Consider the following 19,131-nt stretch of genomic DNA (forward strand, 5'->3'; position numbering starts at 1 on the left):
TAGTAATTAACCAAATAGACCTTGAATTAGTGCCAAATTACTAGTCAAAAAGTAAGCAACTACTGCACCACCAATACCACCAATCAAGAAAGAACTGGCGAAATTGTTCCAGCTTTCTTTAGAGTTAAAAGCATCTGCTGGAAGCTTAGGTACGGTAACACTAGGAAGTGCTTTGGGTGGATTGCTACCGGCATATAGTGACAGAGCGCCTGTGAGAACTACAACCAGGCCAATGGCTGACAGCAACCCAGCTAAGTTAGCATCACTTGTATCCCGCAGTGGGCCCAATTTGGCAAAGGGACCAAATAGCCAGTAACCATGAGCCATACCAACTTCTAAACCGCGTCTAGCAGGAGCCAAACCTGGGCGATAGGCAGGTAAATAATTAATGAACCACTTGCTCAAGGGAGAAGCATTAATCGGGGTTTCTAGGTTGCCTATCTGTGGATCGCCAAATGCGGGAAAAACAACTTCCCGATTTCTGGGATCGCTGGGAAGATTCTTTGATGCATCTACTGCTTGTGCCATATTTTATGTTCGCCTCTAAATTAAAATGGTGGCCTTTTTATATTAATAATAATTGTAGCCAAAGATGTCTTTTTGCTAGGAAGTTTAGAAAAATTAATTTAGCTTATTTAAAAACTGTGAAACTCGTGATCCTGTTTACAGATCGCGAGTTTCAAAAAACTATTTTTGCTGCCTATTTTGGTGATAATTCTGCTTAACTAAGCTGAATACATCAACTACACAATATTAAGCAAAAAATAAGACATTGATTCAACTGTCCTAAATCCTATTTAACACTTATGGTAATGGGTGGAAAAGTAGGTCGGGGAAAAAGCGGTTGAATTCAATCAAGATACCTGCTGTGATGAACAGCCATATCGTAGTGGCCACGGGCGCTGTGGAAATGAATTTAATCAAATAAGCTGATTGGTCGCCTTTGTCTGCCATGAATTTAGTCTCCAAAACAAATGAATTAATTAAGCTGATTTAGCGTGGGGAAATGGGGATTTCTGTATCCTTGGCTGCTAATTTTCCAGAGAGAAGTTCTTGGACTGCTGCTACTGGCCAAGTAAAGCCTGACGCCATGATAGGTAGTGCCAAACCAAGATCGATTTGGATTTCTTTTTGTTCAGTGTTAGATTCCTTTTTAATTGCTTGCAGATAGGCACGACCTACCCAACCAATCCAACCAGCAATATATAGAAACAAAATGCTAGGGATCAAAAAGTCACCAGCATGATTTAGACTACCATCAACAATCAAGTGGGGGTACCCCTCAGGGCCGCACAGCTCCTGAGAATAACGCTCAAACCGCTTTTTCCCTGATTGGGGGTCAGCGGTGGTATTACGGGCATTAGCTGCTAGCTCTTGAAAAGCGGGATTGTCTCTGCACGGTGTCAAATTCGCCCCTAAAGCTTGTGCTGGGGGGGCAAAGTTGAACCAAAGACTAATCGCTAACATCAAAGCAAACAATCGTCGCATAGAGTTGTTTCCTTTTATTACAAAACAAGAAGTTCTTTGTACAAAACGAAGCGGCTTGTACAGTTGTTTATTTGCATAACTAGGAAGTCATCATACTCTTGGGTGGGAACCGAGTAAAGTTTAAGTAAATAAAAGTTAAAGCTTCTCAACCAAAATTAGTGCTGAGTGCTGAGTAACGAGTGCTGAGTATAAGAATTGTTGTTGTAGGGTAGTAAAGAAGCAAGATTTTCTCTTTACTATTCAGGACTTAGGACTTAGCACTCAGCACTCAGCACTCAGCACTCAGCACTCAGCACTCAGAAACTCAGCACTCAGCACTCTCAATGACAACCGTTTTAGCAATAGAAACCAGTTGTGATGAAACAGCCGTCGCAATTGTTAAGAACCGTAAAGTTTGCAGCAGTATCGTAGCCTCGCAAATTCCAGTCCATCAGCAGTATGGCGGGGTAGTACCAGAAGTAGCGTCTCGCCAGCACTTGGAAACAATCAATGAAGCGATCGCACAAGCTTTAGAGCAAGCCCAATTAGACTGGGGAAAAATCGATGCAATTGCCGCCACTTGTGCGCCTGGACTCGTAGGAGCGCTATTAGTGGGGTTAACTGCTGCCAAAACCTTGGCAATGGTACACAACAAGCCATTTTTGGGAGTTCATCACCTTGAAGGTCACATTTACGCAACTTACTTGAGCGAATCAACTTTAAATCCCCCTTTCCTTAGCTTACTGGTTTCAGGCGCACATACAAGCTTGATTTATGTCAAAGATTGTGGTCAATACGAAACTCTGGGACAAACCCGTGATGATGCTGCAGGTGAAGCCTTTGATAAAGTGGCGCGATTGTTAAAGCTGGGTTATCCCGGTGGGCCAGTGATTGACAAGTTGGCACAAGAGGGGAATCCTCAAGCCTTTGCTCTACCAGAAGGAAGAGTTTCTCTACCTGGTGGGGGGTTTCATCGTTATGATGCGAGTTTTAGTGGGTTAAAAACGGCTGTATTACGTTTAGTGCAGCAGTTAGAGAAAGATAGTGGACAAGTACCAGTGGCAGATGTAGCAGCTAGTTTTCAGGATACCGTAGCGCGATCACTAACCAAAAGAGCGATCGCCTGTGCCCTTGACTATGGTCTAGACACAATTGCCATTGGTGGCGGTGTAGCAGCTAATAGCGGGTTGAGAAAAAACCTCCAAGCCGCCGCCGTTAAACATAACCTACGCGTCTTATTCCCACCTTTAAAATTCTGTACCGATAACGCCGCTATGATTGGCTGTGCCGCTGCTGACCATCTATCTCGTGGTCATACATCCCCCCTCACACTAGGCGTTGAGTCTAGGTTAGGGCTTACTCAGGTAATGAAGTTGTATCAACCTGTTGAGTAGTCATTTGTCATTTGTAACTACCAATGCCCAATGCCCTATACCTTATACCCTATAACTATTGACTATCGCTCGGATATGATCGGCCACTGCATCCGGCTGTTCTAACATAGCCAGATGTCCGCAATTAGGAATTTCCAGAACATTTTCACCACAATATTGAAAAAGTCTGTGAAAGCTAGCTAAATGGCGCACATACTTGGGTTCCATAACCTTGTCTTGGGCGCCAGCCAAAAAATAAACTGGCTGCTTCAGTTGGGATACTAGCTCAGGTAAACGATTGATTTCTTCTTCAGTTGTGGAGTCTAACAGAGTTCCCAGAGCCGCTTCTGGGTCAGCCACGACGAAATCTATTACCCGCTGACGTGCCCAATAGCGCTCCAAAGGACGAGCCACACTAGCTCTGGTAAACAGTAAATCAATCAAAGGCACTTGGGACAGCCAGCGCGGACGGACTTGCAAAAATTTCTGACCTGCCGAGCGAAACTGCTCAAAGGCTTCTTTGAGGTAAATACCACCGCCAGCGTTGATACAGATAACTCCCTTAACACACTCAGGTATTTGATCTGCTCCCCAAAGAGCGATCGTCCCGCCTAATGAGTGACCAATTAGCCAAGCACTTTTAATATTCAACTGTTTCAAAAGAGCTGCTAAATCCTGAGTATACGCAGCAGGAGTATAAAGAAAATCGAAAGATGAGTCAACCGCACTACTGGAGATGGGCGTCAGACTCAAAAACGTTTGTGCTCGACTAAAATCGGTTTTTACCTGGGACTGGGATTCACCAAAACCCCGCAAATCATAGGACAGGCACTGCAAATCATCTGATAGGCGGGAAATCACAGGTTGCCAATATCCACGGCTATTGAGCCAACCGTGGATAAATACTAAAGCATGGGGGCAGGAAGTGGGAGCCGTTAGCTCGTATGCGTGTGGAACGCCCAAGATTTCGATAGTTGCCATACTTATATCGTACCCTTAAGGACGGGTGCGACTAAATACTAAAGTGGGAAGAGTTAGAAGTTAGGAGTGAGAAATTTTTAATTCATAACTCATAACTCATAGCTTTTCACTTTTTTATTTACCCAGCAACCTTTGTCGCACTCCTTCAGCAATTTTGTGACCCAGATATTCAGGAATGAGGCTTTCATTCGGCCCTAACAAGTAGAGAATTAGCCGTGTACGTCCGCGCCAAACCAGTAAATTGGCATTGACTACCAAAAGGTCTTCCTGCCAGATAGCGTACATCACTTTGTAGAATAATCCTGGTTGATTATCAGCTTCAATCACTAGAGCAGGGAGATGAAAGACCGGATCGACATAGAACTCAGTTTGTACCTGCTCTAAGCCAGTGTCAAGATTAAATTCTACTGCCAGCATCTCTTCTACCTCAAACCGACCTCCTAAAGCCTCGCGAATGGCGCGACAGACATTTTCTGCGGTTTTCTCGGTCAAGGCTTTACTACCACGAGATACCAAAAGTTTGATAAAAACTAACATTGGCGGACGGATCTGACCGTATAGACTCAGACCGTGGATAGTCAACCCATAAGCTGCTAGTACACCAAAAATATCGCTGAGGAGAAAAGACTGGTTGCGGTAAGCAAAATGCAGGGCACTTTTGCTACCTTCCGGTTTCAGCTCAATAACAGCGCGTCTAGTTTTATAGAGACGGTAGGCTAGCCGCAAATTTTGCAGTTGAATTTCACTACTGACGAATTGCTCATAAAACTGGGGAAACGCTCGGTTAAAGCGCTTTAGGAGTTCCAGTGTCGAAGATTTTAAACCAGAAGCCATTGTTAAGGGTAAAACTCGCTTGCTTTCGTCATCTGGGGGCTGGGTGTTTGGGACTGGGGACTGGAGATTGAGGACTGGGAGGACAAGGGGACAACAAAAGAGTGTTCTCGATACCCAATGTCCAATTCCCAATTCCCAATGCCCAATCCTGTGTATACAATTCACTCCTAAGCTAACTTGCATTTAAGCTCTATAGGAGCAATTGCCAGGATTAGGTTTTTCTATTATGAATGCGTGAATTTTGAATTGTTTATATCCTTACCCTTTTGGTGAATTTCTCCTAGCCTTTACAACAAAATGCTAAAGTTGAAAATGATTGGTGTGAAACACGCTCTAACTGGCTGTTACCATTACAAATCCCGAAAACAACCGAAAAACTTTGAGTGTAAAGGGTAGTAAATGGGGGTAGCGATGTTAAAAGTGAATCAACACTCCTGAGAGTGGAAACCAATTCAGTTATACTACCCGAACCGCGTTGGCATGGGTTTTTGGAAAACTTGGTTTAGTACTCCTGAATCTGTAGGGACAACTAGGACAAACCTCTTTGAAGAGCATACAGCAGAAACTGCGGGCAATAGCCCCAGTAGTATTAGCGAAGCTTCTTCAAAGGAGGCTCGGATCGTGTTCAGCACGGAACGAGATATTGACTTATATGAGCTAGAAGAACTCTGTGATGCAGTTGGTTGGTCGCGTCGTCCTCTAAGAAAAGTGAAAAAAGCTATTGAGCATAGTTTTCTCGTTGCCTCAATGTGGCAAGTGAGAGGAAACCAAAAGCGGCTCATTGGTTTTGCCCGTGCTACTTCAGATCACGCATTTAATGCCACTATCTGGGATGTAGTGGTTCACCCAGACTTTCAAAGTCAAGGACTGGGTAAGGCGCTGATGAAATATGTTCTCAAAAAACTTAGGAGTGAAGAAATTAGTAATGTCACTCTCTTTGCCGACCCCCATGTTGTAGATTTCTACCGAACTATGGGGTTTATGGCTGATCCAGAAGGCATCAAAGGTATGTTCTGGTATCCTCACTAACACTCAATCCAAATAAAACCCGATTCGCACAATAAAATCAGGTAGGTATAGTAGTATAAATCTATTATTTTAATTTGGTTTGACAAGGTTTAGCCGACGAACGAACAAGTAATATCTCTTGTAAAACGAAGTCGGCAGACAAACCTTTATCAGTGTAATTATCTAATTTAGCTCGAATTTGCAGAAGATATAAATATATTAGGCATGAGCGGTGTTATGTGATATGATTGACTTAACGCTTTTGTGAAGTGCGATCGCTTTGATGGGAAACTAAAACCAAACCCAAAAAAGTAGATTAAGTATAACGGGATGTAGCGCAGCTTGGTAGCGCGCCTGCTTTGGGAGCAGGATGCCGCAGGTTCAAATCCTGTCATCCCGATTTAATTAATATAGTTAACAGTTAAGGTAATTAGCTAGGCTTTATTTGCTAAATCTGCTATTTAATTGGATATTTTTACGGAGAATACCAATTAGGTTGTTCTGCCGTTGAAGCCTAACAGGCAAATTTCGTCATTAAGTAGTAAGGTGATTTTTGACACTGAATTTTGTATATATTTGAGAAGATATTAAACCAATCGCAGATGGAACGATTGATTAAGTAATAGCGTCAACCAATAATAGAAAAAGCCGATAAAATGGCATTTATCATCTCCAAGGTTGGAGAGAGCGAGAGACTTTTTGCTGTTTGAGAAGACATATAATAGGCATCTACGGCATTTCGCGGTAAATAGCGAAGCAAAACCTGGAAAAACACAAAGTTAGCACAGCCAATTTGTGAAAACGATACTATAGCAACTCTAAATAGTTAGGAAACATTGGATTTTGACCGTTGAGGCTTAACACTCAACTTCAACGCGCACAATGAATTTTTCAAAACTAAAATAAATTGCTATATAACTAAAGCTAGTTGGTGTTGTGCAAATCCAACCATTTGTTTAATTTAATTGGACTATTGATGCGAGGAGCAGTCATGAAATCATTTATTCGCTTAGGTGCGACATTGGGTATAGCTGGCAGTGTATTTTTAACAGGGCTTTCAGGAATAGGCAATATGCCAGGACTGGGCAATCTAGAGGCGATCGCGTTGCCACAAGATCAGGTCGTGAAAAAGCTCCAAGAAGTACCTGTATTCACGCTCACCAATCCTAAAGGCGAATTCGTAGTTCTTTCGAGAAACAACGCATCAAAGACGATCTCACAAGTAGGATTTTTTATTAGCAAGCAAGATGCTCAAAAATTCCTTGACAGCCGACTCAAAAAAGAAAACCCCCAGTTGGCAGGCACGCTACAGGTTAGACCTTTGTCCTTGGCAGACTACTATAAAATAGTCCAAGAAAGCAAAAAGAAATCAGATTCTGTGATTTATACTTTAGTGCCGACGCAACAGCAAGTAGCCTCGGCAACAAGTATGCTCAATCAAAATGGTAAAAAGGTAGAGCAATTCAATGGTATTCCCTTATTTGTACCCAAATTTAAGAAAGATAATAGTTATCTGACTATTCCCCTTGCTAAAGGTAATGAACGATACATCCCTTTCTTTTTTGAGAAAGAACAAGCAGTGGCTCTGTTAGAGGAATTCAAAAAAGCCGTGCCAAAAGAAGGAGCCAATACTGAAATTCAGGTGGTGGATTTGTACGGTGTTATGGAGGCTCTCAATAGCAGCAGCGATCCTAGTATCAATAAAATTGTTCTGTATCCATCACGGGAGTCGATCAATTTTATTCGCTCCCTTGCGCCAAATCAATCACCAGCTGCCAAGCCAGCTACCCCCGCTCCGAAAAAATAACGGATATGCGCTCCAAGGTTGAGGTATGGGGGAGAAACATTTAATAGTCTCTGGTTTACAACTTTGGCAGTGGCGGAATGCAGCTCTGAAAGCAGCGATCGCCACTGATGTCCCACCAATGGAAGTAGATTGGCTACTTTTAGAAGTTGCTGGGTTAGACCGCTTGGCACTGCGTTTAGAGTCTTTTAAAAACTGGGCGCAAATTCAACTGCAATTGCCGCTAGAAGAGTTAGACCAACTGTGGCAAAGGCGATTAAATGAACGCTTACCAGTGCAGTATATTGCCGGAGTTACACCTTGGCGTCAGTTTAAAATTAGGGTGTCGAATGCGGTTTTAATTCCCAGACCAGAGACAGAGTGCTTAATTGATTTAGCTGAAGCATCTGCTAGCAATGCCTCAGGACACTGGGCAGATTTGGGTACTGGGAGTGGAGCGATCGCACTGGGATTAGCAAATGTCTTGCCAAAAGCAACAATTCATGCAGTTGATTACAGTTTAGAAGCTCTGGCGATCGCTCGATCCAACGCTGATAATTCGGGTCTTGCAGACCGGATAAAATTTTATCAAGGTTCCTGGTGGGAGCCACTGGCATTCTTAAAAGGTCAGTTCAGTGGTATGGTGTCGAATCCCCCTTACATACCCACCAGCACCTTAGCTACTTTGCAGCCAGAAGTAGTTAACCATGAACCGCATCTAGCTTTAGATGGTGGCGTTGATGGCTTAGATTGCATTCGCCATTTGATCGAAATCTCCCCCAGTTATTTGCAACCTGGTGGCGTCTGGCTGATTGAGATGATGGCTGGACAGGCAGATACAGTGCAAGAACTTTTGCAAAATCAAGGTAGCTATTGTAAGATTCAAATTCACGCTGATTTAGCTGGAATTGAACGCTTTGCCCTTGCTTATAAAAGTTAGAAAATAGGGCATGGGGCATGGGGCATAGGGAATAGAAAAAATGTCCCATGCCAAACCCCATAAAAATGACACAAGTTCCTCTAACAAATCTAATAGCTGGCGCACGCGCTGGTTTTTTGGTGAGCTTTCCGACTGATACTGTTCCAGCACTTGCAGTAGTACCAGAAAAAGCAGCATTAATTTTTGCGGCGAAGCAACGTAGTCAAGACAAACCCCTGATTTTGATGGCTGCTAGGGCTGAAGATTTGTGGCTGTATGTCAAAGGTAGTGAGAACGAGTATAAAGTTTGGCAACAACTAGCAGATAAATATTGGCCAGGAGGGCTGACATTAGTTTTGCCAGCGAGTCAACGCCTACCAAAAGTTATGAATCCCATCGATCCCACAACAATTGGCATTCGAGTACCAAACAGTACGATCGCTCAAACTATTTTGGCGCAAACAGGCCCTCTTGCTACCACTAGCGCCAATTTTTCTGGTCAGCCGCCTTTGCAAACAATGGCAAAAATTGAGAATCAGTTTCCCCAGGTTCTGACTTTATCAATGACAGAATACCAGGGTGAAATACCAGGGATGGGTATACCTTCTACCGTTGCTAAATGGACAGGGATAAATTGGCAGATTTTGCGGCAAGGTGCGATTGAGTTAGATTTATCGAGTGATAACCAAGTATAGCTAGCTATAATGTTGTTTTCGTGTTTTAACAACAGAGAAATCTGAAACTTTAGTTTGCGCTGTTGTATTTAATTAGCAAGTTAATAATTGCCAGATATGAATTGGAGCAACTGGATATATCTAGGAGTAGGAATAGCACTAGGTATGGTTTTCCGTCAGTTATTTGGGCGATGGCTACGCCCACCGCAGGCATCGCCTAATGTTTCATCTAGCTCATCCCCAGTAGCGCCATTAGCTGAACAGGATATGCCACCAATATCGCAACAGCTACAGCAAACACAGCTGGCATACCTGATGGCAAGGGAGATGAGCCAGTTTAAAGCTGGTTTTTTGGCGCGGACTACCCATGAATTGCGATCGCCTTTTAATGGTTTGATTGGCTTACATCAATTAATTTTGTCAGATTTGTGTGAAAATCCAGCTGAAGAGCGAGAATTTATTGCCCAAGCTCATGAGCGAACACTAAAGCTGCTGAAGCTAATGGATGAAATTCTTAATGTTGCAAGAGCTGAACACGGCACTAATAAATTAGATATTCAGCCCAGACCCTTAGCCCAAATTTTAGATGAGGTTCATGACTTAACTTATATGCTGGCGGCAAATCGCAATTTTCCGTTACAACTATTAGCCGCCGACCCAGAAATTTATGTTTTGACAGATTACCTCTGGCTCCGCCAAGTATTAATCAGTTTAATAGACACTGCCATTACTCAGATGGAGGAAGGCAGCATTTGTATTTCCAGTAGCACCCTACCTACAAACAATTTTGTAAACATTTGGCTAGATATCCCAACCCATGCTATGGCTTGGAGTGAGCCGATTGATTTGCTCAAAATTGAAGATCGGTTGAACCAGATTGACTACAAAAACCCTATTTCCCCAGGAATGAGGCTATTAATCAATCAGACTTTACTGGAAGTTATGGGAGGAAAGTTAGAAATCCTACCCTCGATCACTATGAAGGAACCACTTCAGCAGCTTACCAGACTACAAATCTCTATCCCCCTAGTAAGTAGTACTGAGTTTTAAGTGCTGAGTCCTGAGTAGTAGAGACGAAATCTTGCTTCTTGACTAGCCTACTACTACAGTTCTTATACTCAGCACTCAGCACTCATTGCTCGGAACTGTTTCGGTGATTCCTGAAGCTGAACTTCTGTAGCAGCAAGGAAAGTACGGTTAGCTCGGTTATGTAGTACCATCGTAGTGGTAGTGTTGGATTGAAAACCAATCTTTTCGTAGAAACCCTGTTGGTAAGTAGTCATCAGATAAACGCGCTCAACCGACTTCATGCGGGGATGTCTCAAAACGGTTTCTACTAAATTGCTTCCCAAACCACAATGTTGATACTCTGGATGAATCACAACATCCCAAATTGTGGCGCGATAGATGCCATCAGATGTTGCTCTGGCAAAGCCAATGAGTCGATCGCGATCGCAAACAGAAATCACTGGCTCACTGTTGGCAATAGCTATACCTAAATCTTCAATACTGCGTCCCTTTGCCCAAAAAGCGGAAACGTTTAACAGTTCTTGGAGTTGATAAAGGTCAATTTCAGACTTGCGGTCGCTAAATTTAATCTGAAGATCGTTCATGTATGGCATCCACTTTTGGCAGTATCTTTGAGCAGATATTTGGTGAAATTAAATATGTATTATCCAGAAATCTTGTAGAGACGTAGCACTGCTAAGTCTCTACATTCTTTTTCAGCAGATGTCTAGTATGGTTAAGTCATATTTTGCTATAAATTGCTGTACGTGTAGAGAAATAAAATTTAATGACAAACCCACTTCCATAGAGGATGAGTTGCTCCCTGTTGACGTATCTGATAAACTTGTTTTTCTAAACGTTGTTTTTCCTGCGGTGGCAGTCCGAGTAAAATATTTCGACTTTGCCAAACTAAAACAGCAGCAGTCATCCCCAGACAAAAGGCTAGACCGAAGGTAGACAGTGGATGGTAAAACAATCCAAATCTCACTGCCACCCAGGTAAAATATTGTTGCCACAGAGCAATTTCTGCACGTAGACCCCACAAGGAGACAGGCGCAATGGTTAGCCATAAACAGCCGACAAACAGCCACCGACCATATACTGTTAGCTGATGTAGTCTTTGTACTTGTTGAGCAAACGATGGGTCAGATTTCTCAGAATCTGGGACAGTATTTAATCGTTCTTTCGGTTGATCCATAGGGGAATAAGAGTGCAAGGCGTGGGTGAGCAATTCAAAATGCTTTCACCCAATTGTGAAATATACACAAGTTTAACTATCCTGGGAACTGGGAGATGTATCAATTGAATCAGCGTTGTCTAACACCTGGGATTCCCCTTTACGCTCTCGCCACCAAGTTAGAAGAGTACTGGCGATGAAAATACTCGAATAAGCTCCCATTGTGAAGCCAATAATCAAAGCGAGGGAAAAGTTTTTCAGTGTTTCTCCGCCAAATAGAAAAATTGCAGATAATGTCAGTAATACGGTTAAGGTAGTGTTGATCGATCTTGTCAATGTTTGGTTAACCGCATCATCTACAATTTCGGCAATCGGCTGTTCGGGATGGATTTTAAGGGTTTCCCGAATGCGATCGTAAATTACCACTGTGTCGTTGACTGAAAAACCTGTGATGGTAAGTAAGGCGACGATAAAAAGGCTATCTACTTCGATGCCTGCTACCAAACCCAAAAATGAAAAAGATCCTACTGTGATCAAGATATCGTGGAGTAGGGCAACGATCGCAAACACAGCATAATCTAACTGGAAGCGGAAACTCATGTAGATAGTAATACCGATGAAGGAAACTATCAGAGCTAACATCCCAGATGTAAACAGTTCTTTTCCCAAGGTGGGGCCAACGGAGTCAATCTGGTTCTTTTGTGGGTCAAAAACGCCGATTTCTTCGCTCAAAGCGTTTTGTAATTTGGTACGCTGATCGACGCTCAAATCTTTCGATCGAATTAGTACACCATTTTCTGCACCATTTTCGGAGACAAGTTGGATACTGCTATCACCTAGTCCCTGTGCTTTTGCTACTTCCCGGACAGCGTTGATATCAATTGGTTTGTCGCAGTTACCGGGTTTGGTGCAATCTCGGACAAACTGCAACCGCGTACCACCGATAAAATCTAAACCGGGGCGTAGGGGGGAACGAATATTGGGTTGTTGCCAAGAAATCACCATTGAGATGATACCAGCGAGGATGATAGCGGCAGAAATAGTCCACCAAAGCGATCGCGATTTATTAATACTCAGTTTCATTGAGTCACCTCTGCCTTATTCGATGCTGGCAGGTTTGGACAGAAAAGTTCTGTCTTCCGCAAGGAGTGAATTGAAATTGCCAAAAATAGCAATGTCCGACTACAGGTAATTGCGGTAAACATACTCACAGCTACCCCCAAAGCTAAGGTAAGAGCAAAGCCTTTGACTAAACCAGACCCTAGCCAAAACAGGGCAGCACAAGCAATCCATGTAGTGACGTTGCTATCTAAAATACTAGAAAATGCCCGATAAAAACCAGATTCCACAGAACGATACAGAGATTTACCCGCCCGCAATTCTTCCCGCGTCCTTTCAAAAATTAGCACGTTGGCATCAACTGCCATCCCAATACTGAGAATAAAACCAGCAATTCCCGGCAAAGTTAGGGTAACGCCCAACAAAGCAAAGGTTGACCAAGTTAAGAGAGAGTAGATCACTAATGATATATCCGCAATCAATCCTGGTAGTCGATAGTAAACCACCATGAATATTAATACTAAAGTCAAACCACCGACTCCAGCATAAATACTACTTTGAATGCTATCTTTACCCAAGGTTGCTCCGACTGTCCGCCTTTCGGCGATTTCTACTGGTACGGGTAATGCGCCACCGCGTAACTGCACGCCTAAGTCATTGGCTTGTTGGGCGGTAAAACGTCCTGTAATCACGGCAGAACCACCAGTAATGCCAGTAGCAGCAAATTCTATACCCACGGTGGGAGCGCTGATTAGTTCATTGTCCAGAAAAACACCAATGCTACGCCCAGTACCAGCGAGATTTTTCGTCAAATTGGCAAACAGTTCACCACCCTTTTGGTCGAAGCGAATAGCAACATTCCAGTTGTTACCTTGAGTGGGTTCACCATAGGCATCCTTGAGGTATTTGCCAATGAGCGGTGGATTAGTGCTTTCAAACAATTCTGCGATCGCTTGATTATTTTTCTGTAAATTTTCTTGATTCTTGACAATTGCTGCTTTGTCGGTACTCTTTCTTAATTCTTCTTGCTTGAATTTCAATTCGGCTCTTGATGCTTGAAAAGCAAGCAGTTGAGTTTCTGTATTCGGCTTTTGGGTACGAAATTCTAACTGTGCTGTACCCCCTAGCACCCGTTCTGCTTGTTCTGGATCGTTGACTCCTGGTAGTTGCACTAATATTTTATCTGCGCCGACTGTTTGGATTACTGGCTCAGAAACACCCAGACCATTAATCCGGCCTTCGACAACTTTCTTCACACCTTCTAATTCTCGGTCGGTGATTTTGGGAATATCCGCTGATGGTTTCACCTGAATTGTGAGCTGTGAACCTCCGCGCAAGTCCAGCCCAAGAGGTATTGGAATTGTGGCAATCACCGTAATAGCGGCGATTATCAGGACTAAAATCAAAATTAATAGCGATCGCTGTCTTTGCATACCATAACTCGCAACTGACAAACGCTATAATAGCGCTCTTTTGAAGAGTTATGAGTTGGGAGTTTGGGGATGGGGCATTGGGCATTGTTATTCTTCTCTTGCCCTTCTGCCCCTCTGCCTCTCTGCCTCGTCAGTCTTCAGTCCCTAGACTCGCAAAGCCACCATTTTTTCCACAGCTTCTACTATTTGCTCTGGTTGGATGATTGTTAGTCGTTCCAGATTGCCGTTGTAAGGTGTGGGAATATCTTGGGAAGAAAGTCGTAGTACTGGCGCATCCAATTCATCGAATAAGCGATCGTTTATTGAGGCGATGACTTCTGCTCCAATACCCGCAGTTCGCATCGATTCTTCCACAACAATGACTTTATGGGTTTTACGTATTGATGCACCAATGGTATCAAAATCTAATGGTTTGAGGGATATTAAATCGATAACTTCTGGATCGTATCCTTGTTTTTCAAGAGTTTTTACGGCTTGCACTACATGATGGCGCATCCGCGAGTAAGTAATAATTGTCACGTCTTTTCCTGGACGGACAATTTCTGCTTTATCTAAGGGAAGCAGGTATTCTTCTTCTGGTAAATCTTCTTTCAAGTTGTAAAGCAGAACGTGTTCAAAGAACAACACTGGATTATCATCGCGGATAGCGGATTTCAGTAGTCCTTTAGCGTTTCTTGGTGTGGAGCAGGCAACAATCTTCAACCCCGGCACAGCTTGGAAGTAGGTTTCTAGTCGCTGGGAATGTTCTGCGCCTAGCTGCCGTCCTACACCTCCAGGGCCGCGAATTACCATCGGAATTTTAAAGTTACCGCCAGAAGTATAGCGCAGCATTCCAGCGTTGTTGGATATTTGGTTAAAGGCAAGCAGTAAAAAGCCCATATTCATGCCTTCAATGATTGGACGCAACCCAGTCATTGCGGCTCCTACAGCCATCCCAGTAAAGCTATTTTCAGCGATGGGGGTATCTAGAATGCGGAGTTCGCCATATTTTTGGTACAGGTCTTTGGTAACTTTATAGGAACCGCCGTAGTGTCCGACATCTTCACCGAGAACGAATACGCTGGAGTCACGCGCCATTTCTTCATCGATGGCTTCCCGTAAGGCGTTGAAGAATAGTGTTTCTGCCATTTAGACCTTTTAGTACGATTATGGTTTTAGAATTTTATCGTGCTGCTGTCCCAAATACAGTGAGCGATCGCACTAGTTAGAGTTTAGGTTTTTTAAATAAACGGCCCCTAGCATAGAGCGAGTGATTGCCATAACTATATCAAAGCTATTTAACTTAGATTTTAGAGGTTTTGTAAGCGATCGCCTCCCACTCTAGCAAATGCGGCTGATTTGTCTATGTAATAAAACGTAGGTATATGTGTAAAATATACCTAAAATAATTCTGATTGAAAGATTCTAACTCACTCTAGTCACACCAGAGTAAAAAATTTGTTGTAGCAATAATTTAAATATGCCTACTGTAGAACAATTGAAAACGTTGTTTATCTTAAGTTTTTGGGCTACTAAAATGTATTTACCTGTGTTTTTAGTGCGAATCGATGAACGAACAAAAAATCTTGTAATTCTCGCTGGCGAGGAAAATGAAATTATAATTTACCTAGACGGGAAGTGGAGATATGTATGAGTAAGCCAGATTTTATGATAATGCCCCGTGTCCAATTGCGTCAATATATCCTTGACCACAGAGAAGATGATCAAGCCTTTCAAATTTATTTAGATCGATTCACCTCTGAAGACGCTGTAATCTTCCCTGCGCCGCAGTCAATAGATGATTTAGAAAACTTCCCAGAGTTGCATCAACAGAACTTAGAAAGACTACGAAAGCAAGCTTAAACCTTCTCCAACAAAACAAACGAAGCTTATGAAGATATATACCGGACTTCTGATGTATCAGTCCGGTATCTGGGCATTAAATTTATGGTTTTGTATGGTGAGTTAAGCGCACTCATAACTCAATACAGTTAACATAGAGCAACAAAAACCTCATGTAGAGACGCGAAAAATCGCGTCTTCAAAGACCAATTATCTACACCAATAACTAATAATTAATTTTTCCCAAACAATCGATCCAAGAAATCAATTTTTACCGCCAGATTGATTATCCCTCTATTTGTAGCAGCGTCCGTAATTTCAGCATTATTCAGTGCTATAATATATGGCTCACCTCCAATTAATTGGTACGTAAATCTTCAATGATTTCAATAGCTGCTTGAATATGTGTTTGGGCTTGTTGTAAATTACCGCGATCGCGTTCTAGTTTAGCTATGTTATAGAGGGTGATGACTAGCCCTCCCTTGTCCCCCACTGCACGGCGTATGGGTAAAGCTTGGTTGTAGTATTTGAGCGCTTCTTGCTTTTCTCCTAAATCGTTGTAGACTAATTCAGCCTTCTACTGAATATGAAGTCTCGGTTACAGAAGATGAGATAGGTTTCAAAAAAACTTATAACCGATTAACACTAAAATAATTAAGAAAACGAGTGAAAGAGACTGGTTCAGATATAAATCAAGCAACGCTTGAAGAAATCAGCCAAATAGTCAAATAAGTTAGGCAAGAACTTTGGACTGATATATTAGGTATTCATTAGAATGCGATAAAGGAGTAAACTTATGCAGACAGATCCAATTATCAGAGTCACTGATGAAAAGCAAATAAATCTCCCAGCAGAAATTGAATCTCAACTGATACCTGGTGATGAATACAGAGTAATTCTAAAGCAAAATTGTATTGTTTTAGAAAAAATTACTCAGCAAAATGTAGATTTAGATGATTTTTTACAAAGTCTTGAACAATTAGAACCCGATCCAAATCAACCCACGCTAGAAGAAATTAGTGAAATTGTTAAGGATGTCAGACAGGAGTTATGGTCTAATCCATGAGAGTTATCCTTGATGTAAATGTTTGGATTTCAGCCTTGTTGTGGGGAGGTGTTCCTGGTAAAACCTTGCGTTTAGCAAGAAATAAACAAATTAATATATTTGCTTCTGAATTTTTATTAGAACTAGAAACAACTTTAATTTAGGACAATGTGTAGCCAAAATGTTAGCAGCAAGAATATTTAACGAACAAGCAGGTAATGAAAATTTGATAATTTATGGAACTGTCACAACTGGAAGTATTTGGCAATTTTGAAAATTATAAGGTCAATCTATCCAGATTGATTTAAGTGAATATTATCTTAAAGATGTCAATAAAATTTTAGGAATCTTAGGTAGTGGTGTCTGGTGAAAAATTATAATTAAGTAGCGATCGCATTCCTAAAACACCTGCTCAAAAGGCTTTTGACAATATACTGTCTAAAGTAACTTACTATTTAGATTGATATATCTACTGCACTAAAAACAAAAATGAAGCAAACAACACAATTTACTGCTATCATTGAGCGCGAAAAGGATGGCTATGTATCCCTCTGTCCCGAACTCGATATCGCCAGCCAAGGTGACACAATTGAAGAGGCACAGAATAACCTAATTGAGGCATTAGAATTATTTTTTGAGACAGCAGATCCTTCTGAAATTCAGCAAAGGTTGCACACAGAAGTTTTTGTTACACGCCTAGAGGTAAATATTGGGTAAACTGCGTGTTTTTTCTGCTAGAGAAGTCTGCCGCATTCTGGAAGAGAACGGTTTTGTACAAGTGCGCCAGCGTGGTAGTCACATTATCATGCAGATGCAAATCGAAGATTCAACAATTACTATTCCTATTCCTAATTACGAAGAGTTACGCATCGGTACTTTGCGATCTATTATTCGTCAGTCAGGATTACCTCGTGTTTTATTTGAAGTTACTTAAAGCGAAAAAGCCTTTTTCGCTTTATATTGAACTTGCGTAGGCGTAGCCCAACCCAGGCATCGCACTAGCCATAAACAAAGAATCTCACGCCCAAACACTAAAACACAACTCTGTGTCTTTGCGCCTCTGCGTGAGATTTCCCACTAAATTAGTATTCAATATGCCTAGCCTACTTTAACAGTTATCAATTATCAGTTAACTGTTGACTGTTCACTGATTTAACCATCGCGCCGTATCTTTAGCATGATAAGTCAAAATCAAGTCAGCACCAGCGCGTTTAAACCCAGTTAAAGTTTCTAAAACCACTCGCTCTTCATCAATCCAACCATTGAGAGCCGCAGCTTTCACCATCGCATACTCACCAGAAACATTGTAAGCCGCAACTGGTAAGTTACTCGCTTCTTTAACGCGCCATATAATATCCATGTATGCCAAGGCTGGCTTAACCATGAGCATATCAGCACCTTCAGCGATATCTAATTCAATTTCTTTAATCGCTTCGCGGGCATTACCTGGGTCCATTTGGTAAGTTCTTCTGTCCCCAAATTGTGGTGTTGAGTCTGCTGCATCCCGGAATGGGCCATAATAGCCCGAAGCATACTTAGCAGCATAAGATAAAATCGGCGTATCTTGAAATCCTGCTTCATCCAAACCCTGACGAATTGCTTGCACAAACCCATCCATCATCCCCGAAGGCGCGATGATATCGGCACCAGCTTTTGCTTGAGAAACCGCTGTTTTCTTCAACAATTCCAGAGTTGGGTCATTTAAAACTCGTCCTGTTAAATCACCAACTTGCAGATAACCACAATGACCGTGGCTAGTATACTCACACAAACAAGTATCAGCAATTACAATCAAATCTGGCACTGCTGCTTTTACCGCCGTCGCTGCTTTTTGGACGATACCGCAATCATGCCAAGCGCCAGTGGCATCCACATCTTTATCAGCCGGAATCCCAAATAGAATAATAGAAGGAATTCCTAAGTCGTAAACTTCTTTTGCTTCTTCAACAATTTTATCTACCGAAAGTTGGTAGACTCCAGGCATCGATTTCACCTCATTAGCGATTCCCTCACCTGGTACAGCAAATAGTGGGTAGATTAAATCGCTTGTTGTTAAAACAGTTTCACGAACCATCCGGCGCAGTTGAGGATGAGTACGCAGACGACGGGGGCGATGTATAGGAAACATAAAATTTTATGAAGAAGAACAACGCAAATGGACACAAAACAAAGCGTCACAAAAGCAGGCTAAAATTTTCCTGCCGTCAGACAGACTACAAACAGTGCTTAACTGTCCTTTGCCCTACTCTTAATCAAGTTGTAGGGCAATTTTGTATTCTACAGCTTGGTTGTACCCATCCGACGGACTGGAAAAAAAACAACATTATGAAGCAATTCAAAATTCAAAATGATAAGACCATCTGTTGGCAAAATATTGGAGAATTGAGGGTGGAAATTTAAACGCAAAGTGGAGGCAAGCGCGGTCTTCTCCCAAAGGGAGAGGCTAGCGCCAAGGGGGTTTACCCCATGAGTGACTGCCGGCGCAGAGGTCAACGCAGAGGCACGCAGAGAATTCGCTACGAATTAATGAAATTTTGTACTCGGTAGCA

Annotated in this window: 23 protein-coding genes, 1 tRNA gene and 1 pseudogene; 13 read left to right on the top strand and 12 right to left on the bottom strand. The window is 42.3% G+C overall.

What is annotated here, in order from left to right:
- Positions 1 to 6: 6 nt before the first annotated feature.
- The 3 genes from HWQ58_RS07060 to HWQ58_RS07070 form a co-directional block, all read right to left on the bottom strand.
- Entirely contained in the window at positions 7 to 528 is a 522-nt protein-coding gene (locus HWQ58_RS07060; RefSeq protein ID WP_292859579.1) for a photosystem I reaction center protein subunit XI, read from the bottom strand.
- A 276-nt stretch (positions 529 to 804) separates the two neighbouring features.
- A complete protein-coding gene (gene psaJ, locus HWQ58_RS07065; RefSeq protein ID WP_292776063.1) occupies positions 805 to 954 on the bottom strand; it encodes a photosystem I reaction center subunit IX in 150 nt (49 codons plus the stop codon).
- 39 nt (positions 955 to 993) lie between these two features.
- On the bottom strand, positions 994 to 1,488 hold the full coding sequence (locus HWQ58_RS07070; protein WP_292859582.1) for a Photosystem I reaction center subunit III: 495 nt from the start codon (positions 1,486 to 1,488) through the stop codon (positions 994 to 996).
- A gap of 323 nt (positions 1,489 to 1,811) precedes the next feature.
- Here HWQ58_RS07070 and tsaD point away from each other — a divergent pair, with 323 nt between their 5' ends.
- Positions 1,812 to 2,861, top strand: a complete 1,050-nt coding sequence (tsaD, locus tag HWQ58_RS07075) for a tRNA (adenosine(37)-N6)-threonylcarbamoyltransferase complex transferase subunit TsaD (protein WP_292859585.1) — start codon at positions 1,812 to 1,814, stop codon at positions 2,859 to 2,861.
- Between the two features lie 42 nt (positions 2,862 to 2,903).
- Here the strand turns inward: tsaD and HWQ58_RS07080 are convergent, their stop codons facing one another.
- Positions 2,904 to 3,821, bottom strand: a complete 918-nt coding sequence (locus tag HWQ58_RS07080) for an alpha/beta hydrolase (RefSeq protein ID WP_292859588.1) — start codon at positions 3,819 to 3,821, stop codon at positions 2,904 to 2,906.
- A gap of 114 nt (positions 3,822 to 3,935) precedes the next feature.
- On the bottom strand, positions 3,936 to 4,655 hold the full coding sequence (locus HWQ58_RS07085) for a hypothetical protein (protein ID WP_012410214.1): 720 nt from the start codon (positions 4,653 to 4,655) through the stop codon (positions 3,936 to 3,938).
- Positions 4,656 to 5,135: 480 nt separating this feature from the next.
- Between HWQ58_RS07085 and HWQ58_RS07090 the strand changes: the two genes are divergently transcribed.
- The 6 genes from HWQ58_RS07090 to HWQ58_RS07115 all read left to right on the top strand — a co-directional run bounded on the left by HWQ58_RS07090 (position 5,136) and on the right by HWQ58_RS07115 (position 10,089).
- The gene (locus HWQ58_RS07090; protein ID WP_292859591.1) at positions 5,136 to 5,684 is read left to right on the top strand and encodes a GNAT family N-acetyltransferase; all 549 of its coding nucleotides are present in this window, start codon (positions 5,136 to 5,138) and stop codon (positions 5,682 to 5,684) included.
- A 305-nt stretch (positions 5,685 to 5,989) separates the two neighbouring features.
- Positions 5,990 to 6,063: transfer RNA gene (locus HWQ58_RS07095), tRNA-Pro, on the top strand.
- Between the two features lie 591 nt (positions 6,064 to 6,654).
- Positions 6,655 to 7,470 carry a Tic22 family protein gene (locus HWQ58_RS07100; RefSeq protein WP_292859594.1) on the top strand — a complete coding sequence of 272 codons (816 nt, stop codon included), beginning with the start codon at positions 6,655 to 6,657 and terminating at the stop codon, positions 7,468 to 7,470.
- A 25-nt stretch (positions 7,471 to 7,495) separates the two neighbouring features.
- Positions 7,496 to 8,386 (top strand): peptide chain release factor N(5)-glutamine methyltransferase, encoded by an 891-nt coding sequence (prmC, locus tag HWQ58_RS07105; protein ID WP_292859597.1) that lies wholly within the window; start codon positions 7,496 to 7,498, stop codon positions 8,384 to 8,386.
- Positions 8,387 to 8,451: 65 nt separating this feature from the next.
- Positions 8,452 to 9,060 carry an L-threonylcarbamoyladenylate synthase gene (locus tag HWQ58_RS07110; protein ID WP_292859600.1) on the top strand — a complete coding sequence of 203 codons (609 nt, stop codon included), beginning with the start codon at positions 8,452 to 8,454 and terminating at the stop codon, positions 9,058 to 9,060.
- 96 nt (positions 9,061 to 9,156) lie between these two features.
- Complete coding sequence (locus HWQ58_RS07115; RefSeq protein ID WP_292859603.1) at positions 9,157 to 10,089, top strand: HAMP domain-containing sensor histidine kinase; 933 nt, start codon at positions 9,157 to 9,159, stop codon at positions 10,087 to 10,089.
- A 68-nt stretch (positions 10,090 to 10,157) separates the two neighbouring features.
- On the opposite strand, the gene HWQ58_RS07120 is transcribed toward HWQ58_RS07115, so the two are convergent.
- The 5 genes from HWQ58_RS07120 to HWQ58_RS07140 form a co-directional block, all read right to left on the bottom strand.
- The gene (locus HWQ58_RS07120; protein ID WP_292859606.1) at positions 10,158 to 10,652 is read right to left on the bottom strand and encodes a GNAT family N-acetyltransferase; all 495 of its coding nucleotides are present in this window, start codon (positions 10,650 to 10,652) and stop codon (positions 10,158 to 10,160) included.
- 179 nt (positions 10,653 to 10,831) lie between these two features.
- Positions 10,832 to 11,245, bottom strand: coding sequence for a hypothetical protein (locus HWQ58_RS07125; protein ID WP_292859609.1), 414 nt, complete (start codon positions 11,243 to 11,245; stop codon positions 10,832 to 10,834).
- A 72-nt stretch (positions 11,246 to 11,317) separates the two neighbouring features.
- On the bottom strand, positions 11,318 to 12,307 hold the full coding sequence (gene secF, locus HWQ58_RS07130) for a protein translocase subunit SecF (RefSeq protein ID WP_292859612.1): 990 nt from the start codon (positions 12,305 to 12,307) through the stop codon (positions 11,318 to 11,320).
- Entirely contained in the window at positions 12,304 to 13,716 is a 1,413-nt protein-coding gene (secD, locus tag HWQ58_RS07135; protein ID WP_292859947.1) for a protein translocase subunit SecD, read from the bottom strand. Before secD ends, secF begins: the two co-directional genes overlap by 4 nt.
- Positions 13,717 to 13,860: 144 nt before the next feature.
- Positions 13,861 to 14,844: an alpha-ketoacid dehydrogenase subunit beta gene (locus HWQ58_RS07140; protein WP_292776035.1), complete on the bottom strand. Its 984-nt coding sequence runs from the start codon at positions 14,842 to 14,844 to the stop codon at positions 13,861 to 13,863.
- 501 nt (positions 14,845 to 15,345) lie between these two features.
- Between HWQ58_RS07140 and HWQ58_RS07145 the strand changes: the two genes are divergently transcribed.
- Positions 15,346 to 15,558: a hypothetical protein gene (locus HWQ58_RS07145; protein ID WP_292859615.1), complete on the top strand. Its 213-nt coding sequence runs from the start codon at positions 15,346 to 15,348 to the stop codon at positions 15,556 to 15,558.
- Between the two features lie 337 nt (positions 15,559 to 15,895).
- On the opposite strand, the gene HWQ58_RS07150 is transcribed toward HWQ58_RS07145, so the two are convergent.
- On the bottom strand, positions 15,896 to 16,042 hold the full coding sequence (locus tag HWQ58_RS07150; protein ID WP_292859949.1) for a hypothetical protein: 147 nt from the start codon (positions 16,040 to 16,042) through the stop codon (positions 15,896 to 15,898).
- A gap of 291 nt (positions 16,043 to 16,333) precedes the next feature.
- Here HWQ58_RS07150 and HWQ58_RS07155 point away from each other — a divergent pair, with 291 nt between their 5' ends.
- The 5 genes and pseudogenes from HWQ58_RS07155 (at position 16,334) to HWQ58_RS07175 (ending at position 17,516) form a co-directional block, all read left to right on the top strand.
- On the top strand, positions 16,334 to 16,603 hold the full coding sequence (locus HWQ58_RS07155) for a hypothetical protein (protein WP_292859618.1): 270 nt from the start codon (positions 16,334 to 16,336) through the stop codon (positions 16,601 to 16,603).
- Complete coding sequence (locus tag HWQ58_RS07160; RefSeq protein ID WP_292859621.1) at positions 16,600 to 16,746, top strand: putative toxin-antitoxin system toxin component, PIN family; 147 nt, start codon at positions 16,600 to 16,602, stop codon at positions 16,744 to 16,746. Before HWQ58_RS07155 ends, HWQ58_RS07160 begins: the two co-directional genes overlap by 4 nt.
- Positions 16,743 to 16,952 (top strand): annotated as a pseudogene (locus HWQ58_RS07165) (hypothetical protein); the annotation flags it as partial. The gene HWQ58_RS07160 and the pseudogene HWQ58_RS07165, both read left to right, overlap by 4 nt.
- A 119-nt stretch (positions 16,953 to 17,071) precedes the next feature.
- Positions 17,072 to 17,299, top strand: a complete 228-nt coding sequence (locus HWQ58_RS07170; protein ID WP_292859624.1) for a type II toxin-antitoxin system HicB family antitoxin — start codon at positions 17,072 to 17,074, stop codon at positions 17,297 to 17,299.
- Positions 17,292 to 17,516: a type II toxin-antitoxin system HicA family toxin gene (locus HWQ58_RS07175; RefSeq protein WP_292859627.1), complete on the top strand. Its 225-nt coding sequence runs from the start codon at positions 17,292 to 17,294 to the stop codon at positions 17,514 to 17,516. The genes HWQ58_RS07170 and HWQ58_RS07175 overlap by 8 nt, the downstream gene beginning before the upstream one ends.
- 210 nt (positions 17,517 to 17,726) lie before the next feature.
- On the opposite strand, the gene hemB is transcribed toward HWQ58_RS07175, so the two are convergent.
- A complete protein-coding gene (gene hemB, locus HWQ58_RS07180) occupies positions 17,727 to 18,710 on the bottom strand; it encodes a porphobilinogen synthase (protein ID WP_292859630.1) in 984 nt (327 codons plus the stop codon).
- Positions 18,711 to 19,131 lie beyond the last annotated feature (421 nt).

The sequence above is a fragment of the Nostoc sp. LPT genome (genome assembly GCF_017115165.1).
Lineage (GTDB): Bacteria > Cyanobacteriota > Cyanobacteriia > Cyanobacteriales > Nostocaceae > Nostoc.

Coding starts and splice junctions, on each gene's coding strand:
- HWQ58_RS07060 (WP_292859579.1), bottom strand. CDS start 528: ATGGCACAAGCAGTAGATGCATCAAAGAATCTTCCCAGCGATCCCAGA.
- psaJ (WP_292776063.1), bottom strand. CDS start 954: ATGGCAGACAAAGGCGACCAATCAGCTTATTTGATTAAATTCATTTCC.
- HWQ58_RS07070 (WP_292859582.1), bottom strand. CDS start 1,488: ATGCGACGATTGTTTGCTTTGATGTTAGCGATTAGTCTTTGGTTCAAC.
- tsaD (WP_292859585.1), top strand. CDS start 1,812: ATGACAACCGTTTTAGCAATAGAAACCAGTTGTGATGAAACAGCCGTC.
- HWQ58_RS07080 (WP_292859588.1), bottom strand. CDS start 3,821: ATGGCAACTATCGAAATCTTGGGCGTTCCACACGCATACGAGCTAACG.
- HWQ58_RS07085 (WP_012410214.1), bottom strand. CDS start 4,655: ATGGCTTCTGGTTTAAAATCTTCGACACTGGAACTCCTAAAGCGCTTT.
- HWQ58_RS07090 (WP_292859591.1), top strand. CDS start 5,136: ATGGGTTTTTGGAAAACTTGGTTTAGTACTCCTGAATCTGTAGGGACA.
- HWQ58_RS07100 (WP_292859594.1), top strand. CDS start 6,655: ATGAAATCATTTATTCGCTTAGGTGCGACATTGGGTATAGCTGGCAGT.
- prmC (WP_292859597.1), top strand. CDS start 7,496: ATGGGGGAGAAACATTTAATAGTCTCTGGTTTACAACTTTGGCAGTGG.
- HWQ58_RS07110 (WP_292859600.1), top strand. CDS start 8,452: ATGACACAAGTTCCTCTAACAAATCTAATAGCTGGCGCACGCGCTGGT.
- HWQ58_RS07115 (WP_292859603.1), top strand. CDS start 9,157: ATGAATTGGAGCAACTGGATATATCTAGGAGTAGGAATAGCACTAGGT.
- HWQ58_RS07120 (WP_292859606.1), bottom strand. CDS start 10,652: ATGAACGATCTTCAGATTAAATTTAGCGACCGCAAGTCTGAAATTGAC.
- HWQ58_RS07125 (WP_292859609.1), bottom strand. CDS start 11,245: ATGGATCAACCGAAAGAACGATTAAATACTGTCCCAGATTCTGAGAAA.
- secF (WP_292859612.1), bottom strand. CDS start 12,307: ATGAAACTGAGTATTAATAAATCGCGATCGCTTTGGTGGACTATTTCT.
- secD (WP_292859947.1), bottom strand. CDS start 13,716: ATGCAAAGACAGCGATCGCTATTAATTTTGATTTTAGTCCTGATAATC.
- HWQ58_RS07140 (WP_292776035.1), bottom strand. CDS start 14,844: ATGGCAGAAACACTATTCTTCAACGCCTTACGGGAAGCCATCGATGAA.
- HWQ58_RS07145 (WP_292859615.1), top strand. CDS start 15,346: ATGAGTAAGCCAGATTTTATGATAATGCCCCGTGTCCAATTGCGTCAA.
- HWQ58_RS07155 (WP_292859618.1), top strand. CDS start 16,334: ATGCAGACAGATCCAATTATCAGAGTCACTGATGAAAAGCAAATAAAT.
- HWQ58_RS07160 (WP_292859621.1), top strand. CDS start 16,600: ATGAGAGTTATCCTTGATGTAAATGTTTGGATTTCAGCCTTGTTGTGG.
- HWQ58_RS07170 (WP_292859624.1), top strand. CDS start 17,072: ATGAAGCAAACAACACAATTTACTGCTATCATTGAGCGCGAAAAGGAT.
- hemB (WP_292859630.1), bottom strand. CDS start 18,710: ATGTTTCCTATACATCGCCCCCGTCGTCTGCGTACTCATCCTCAACTG.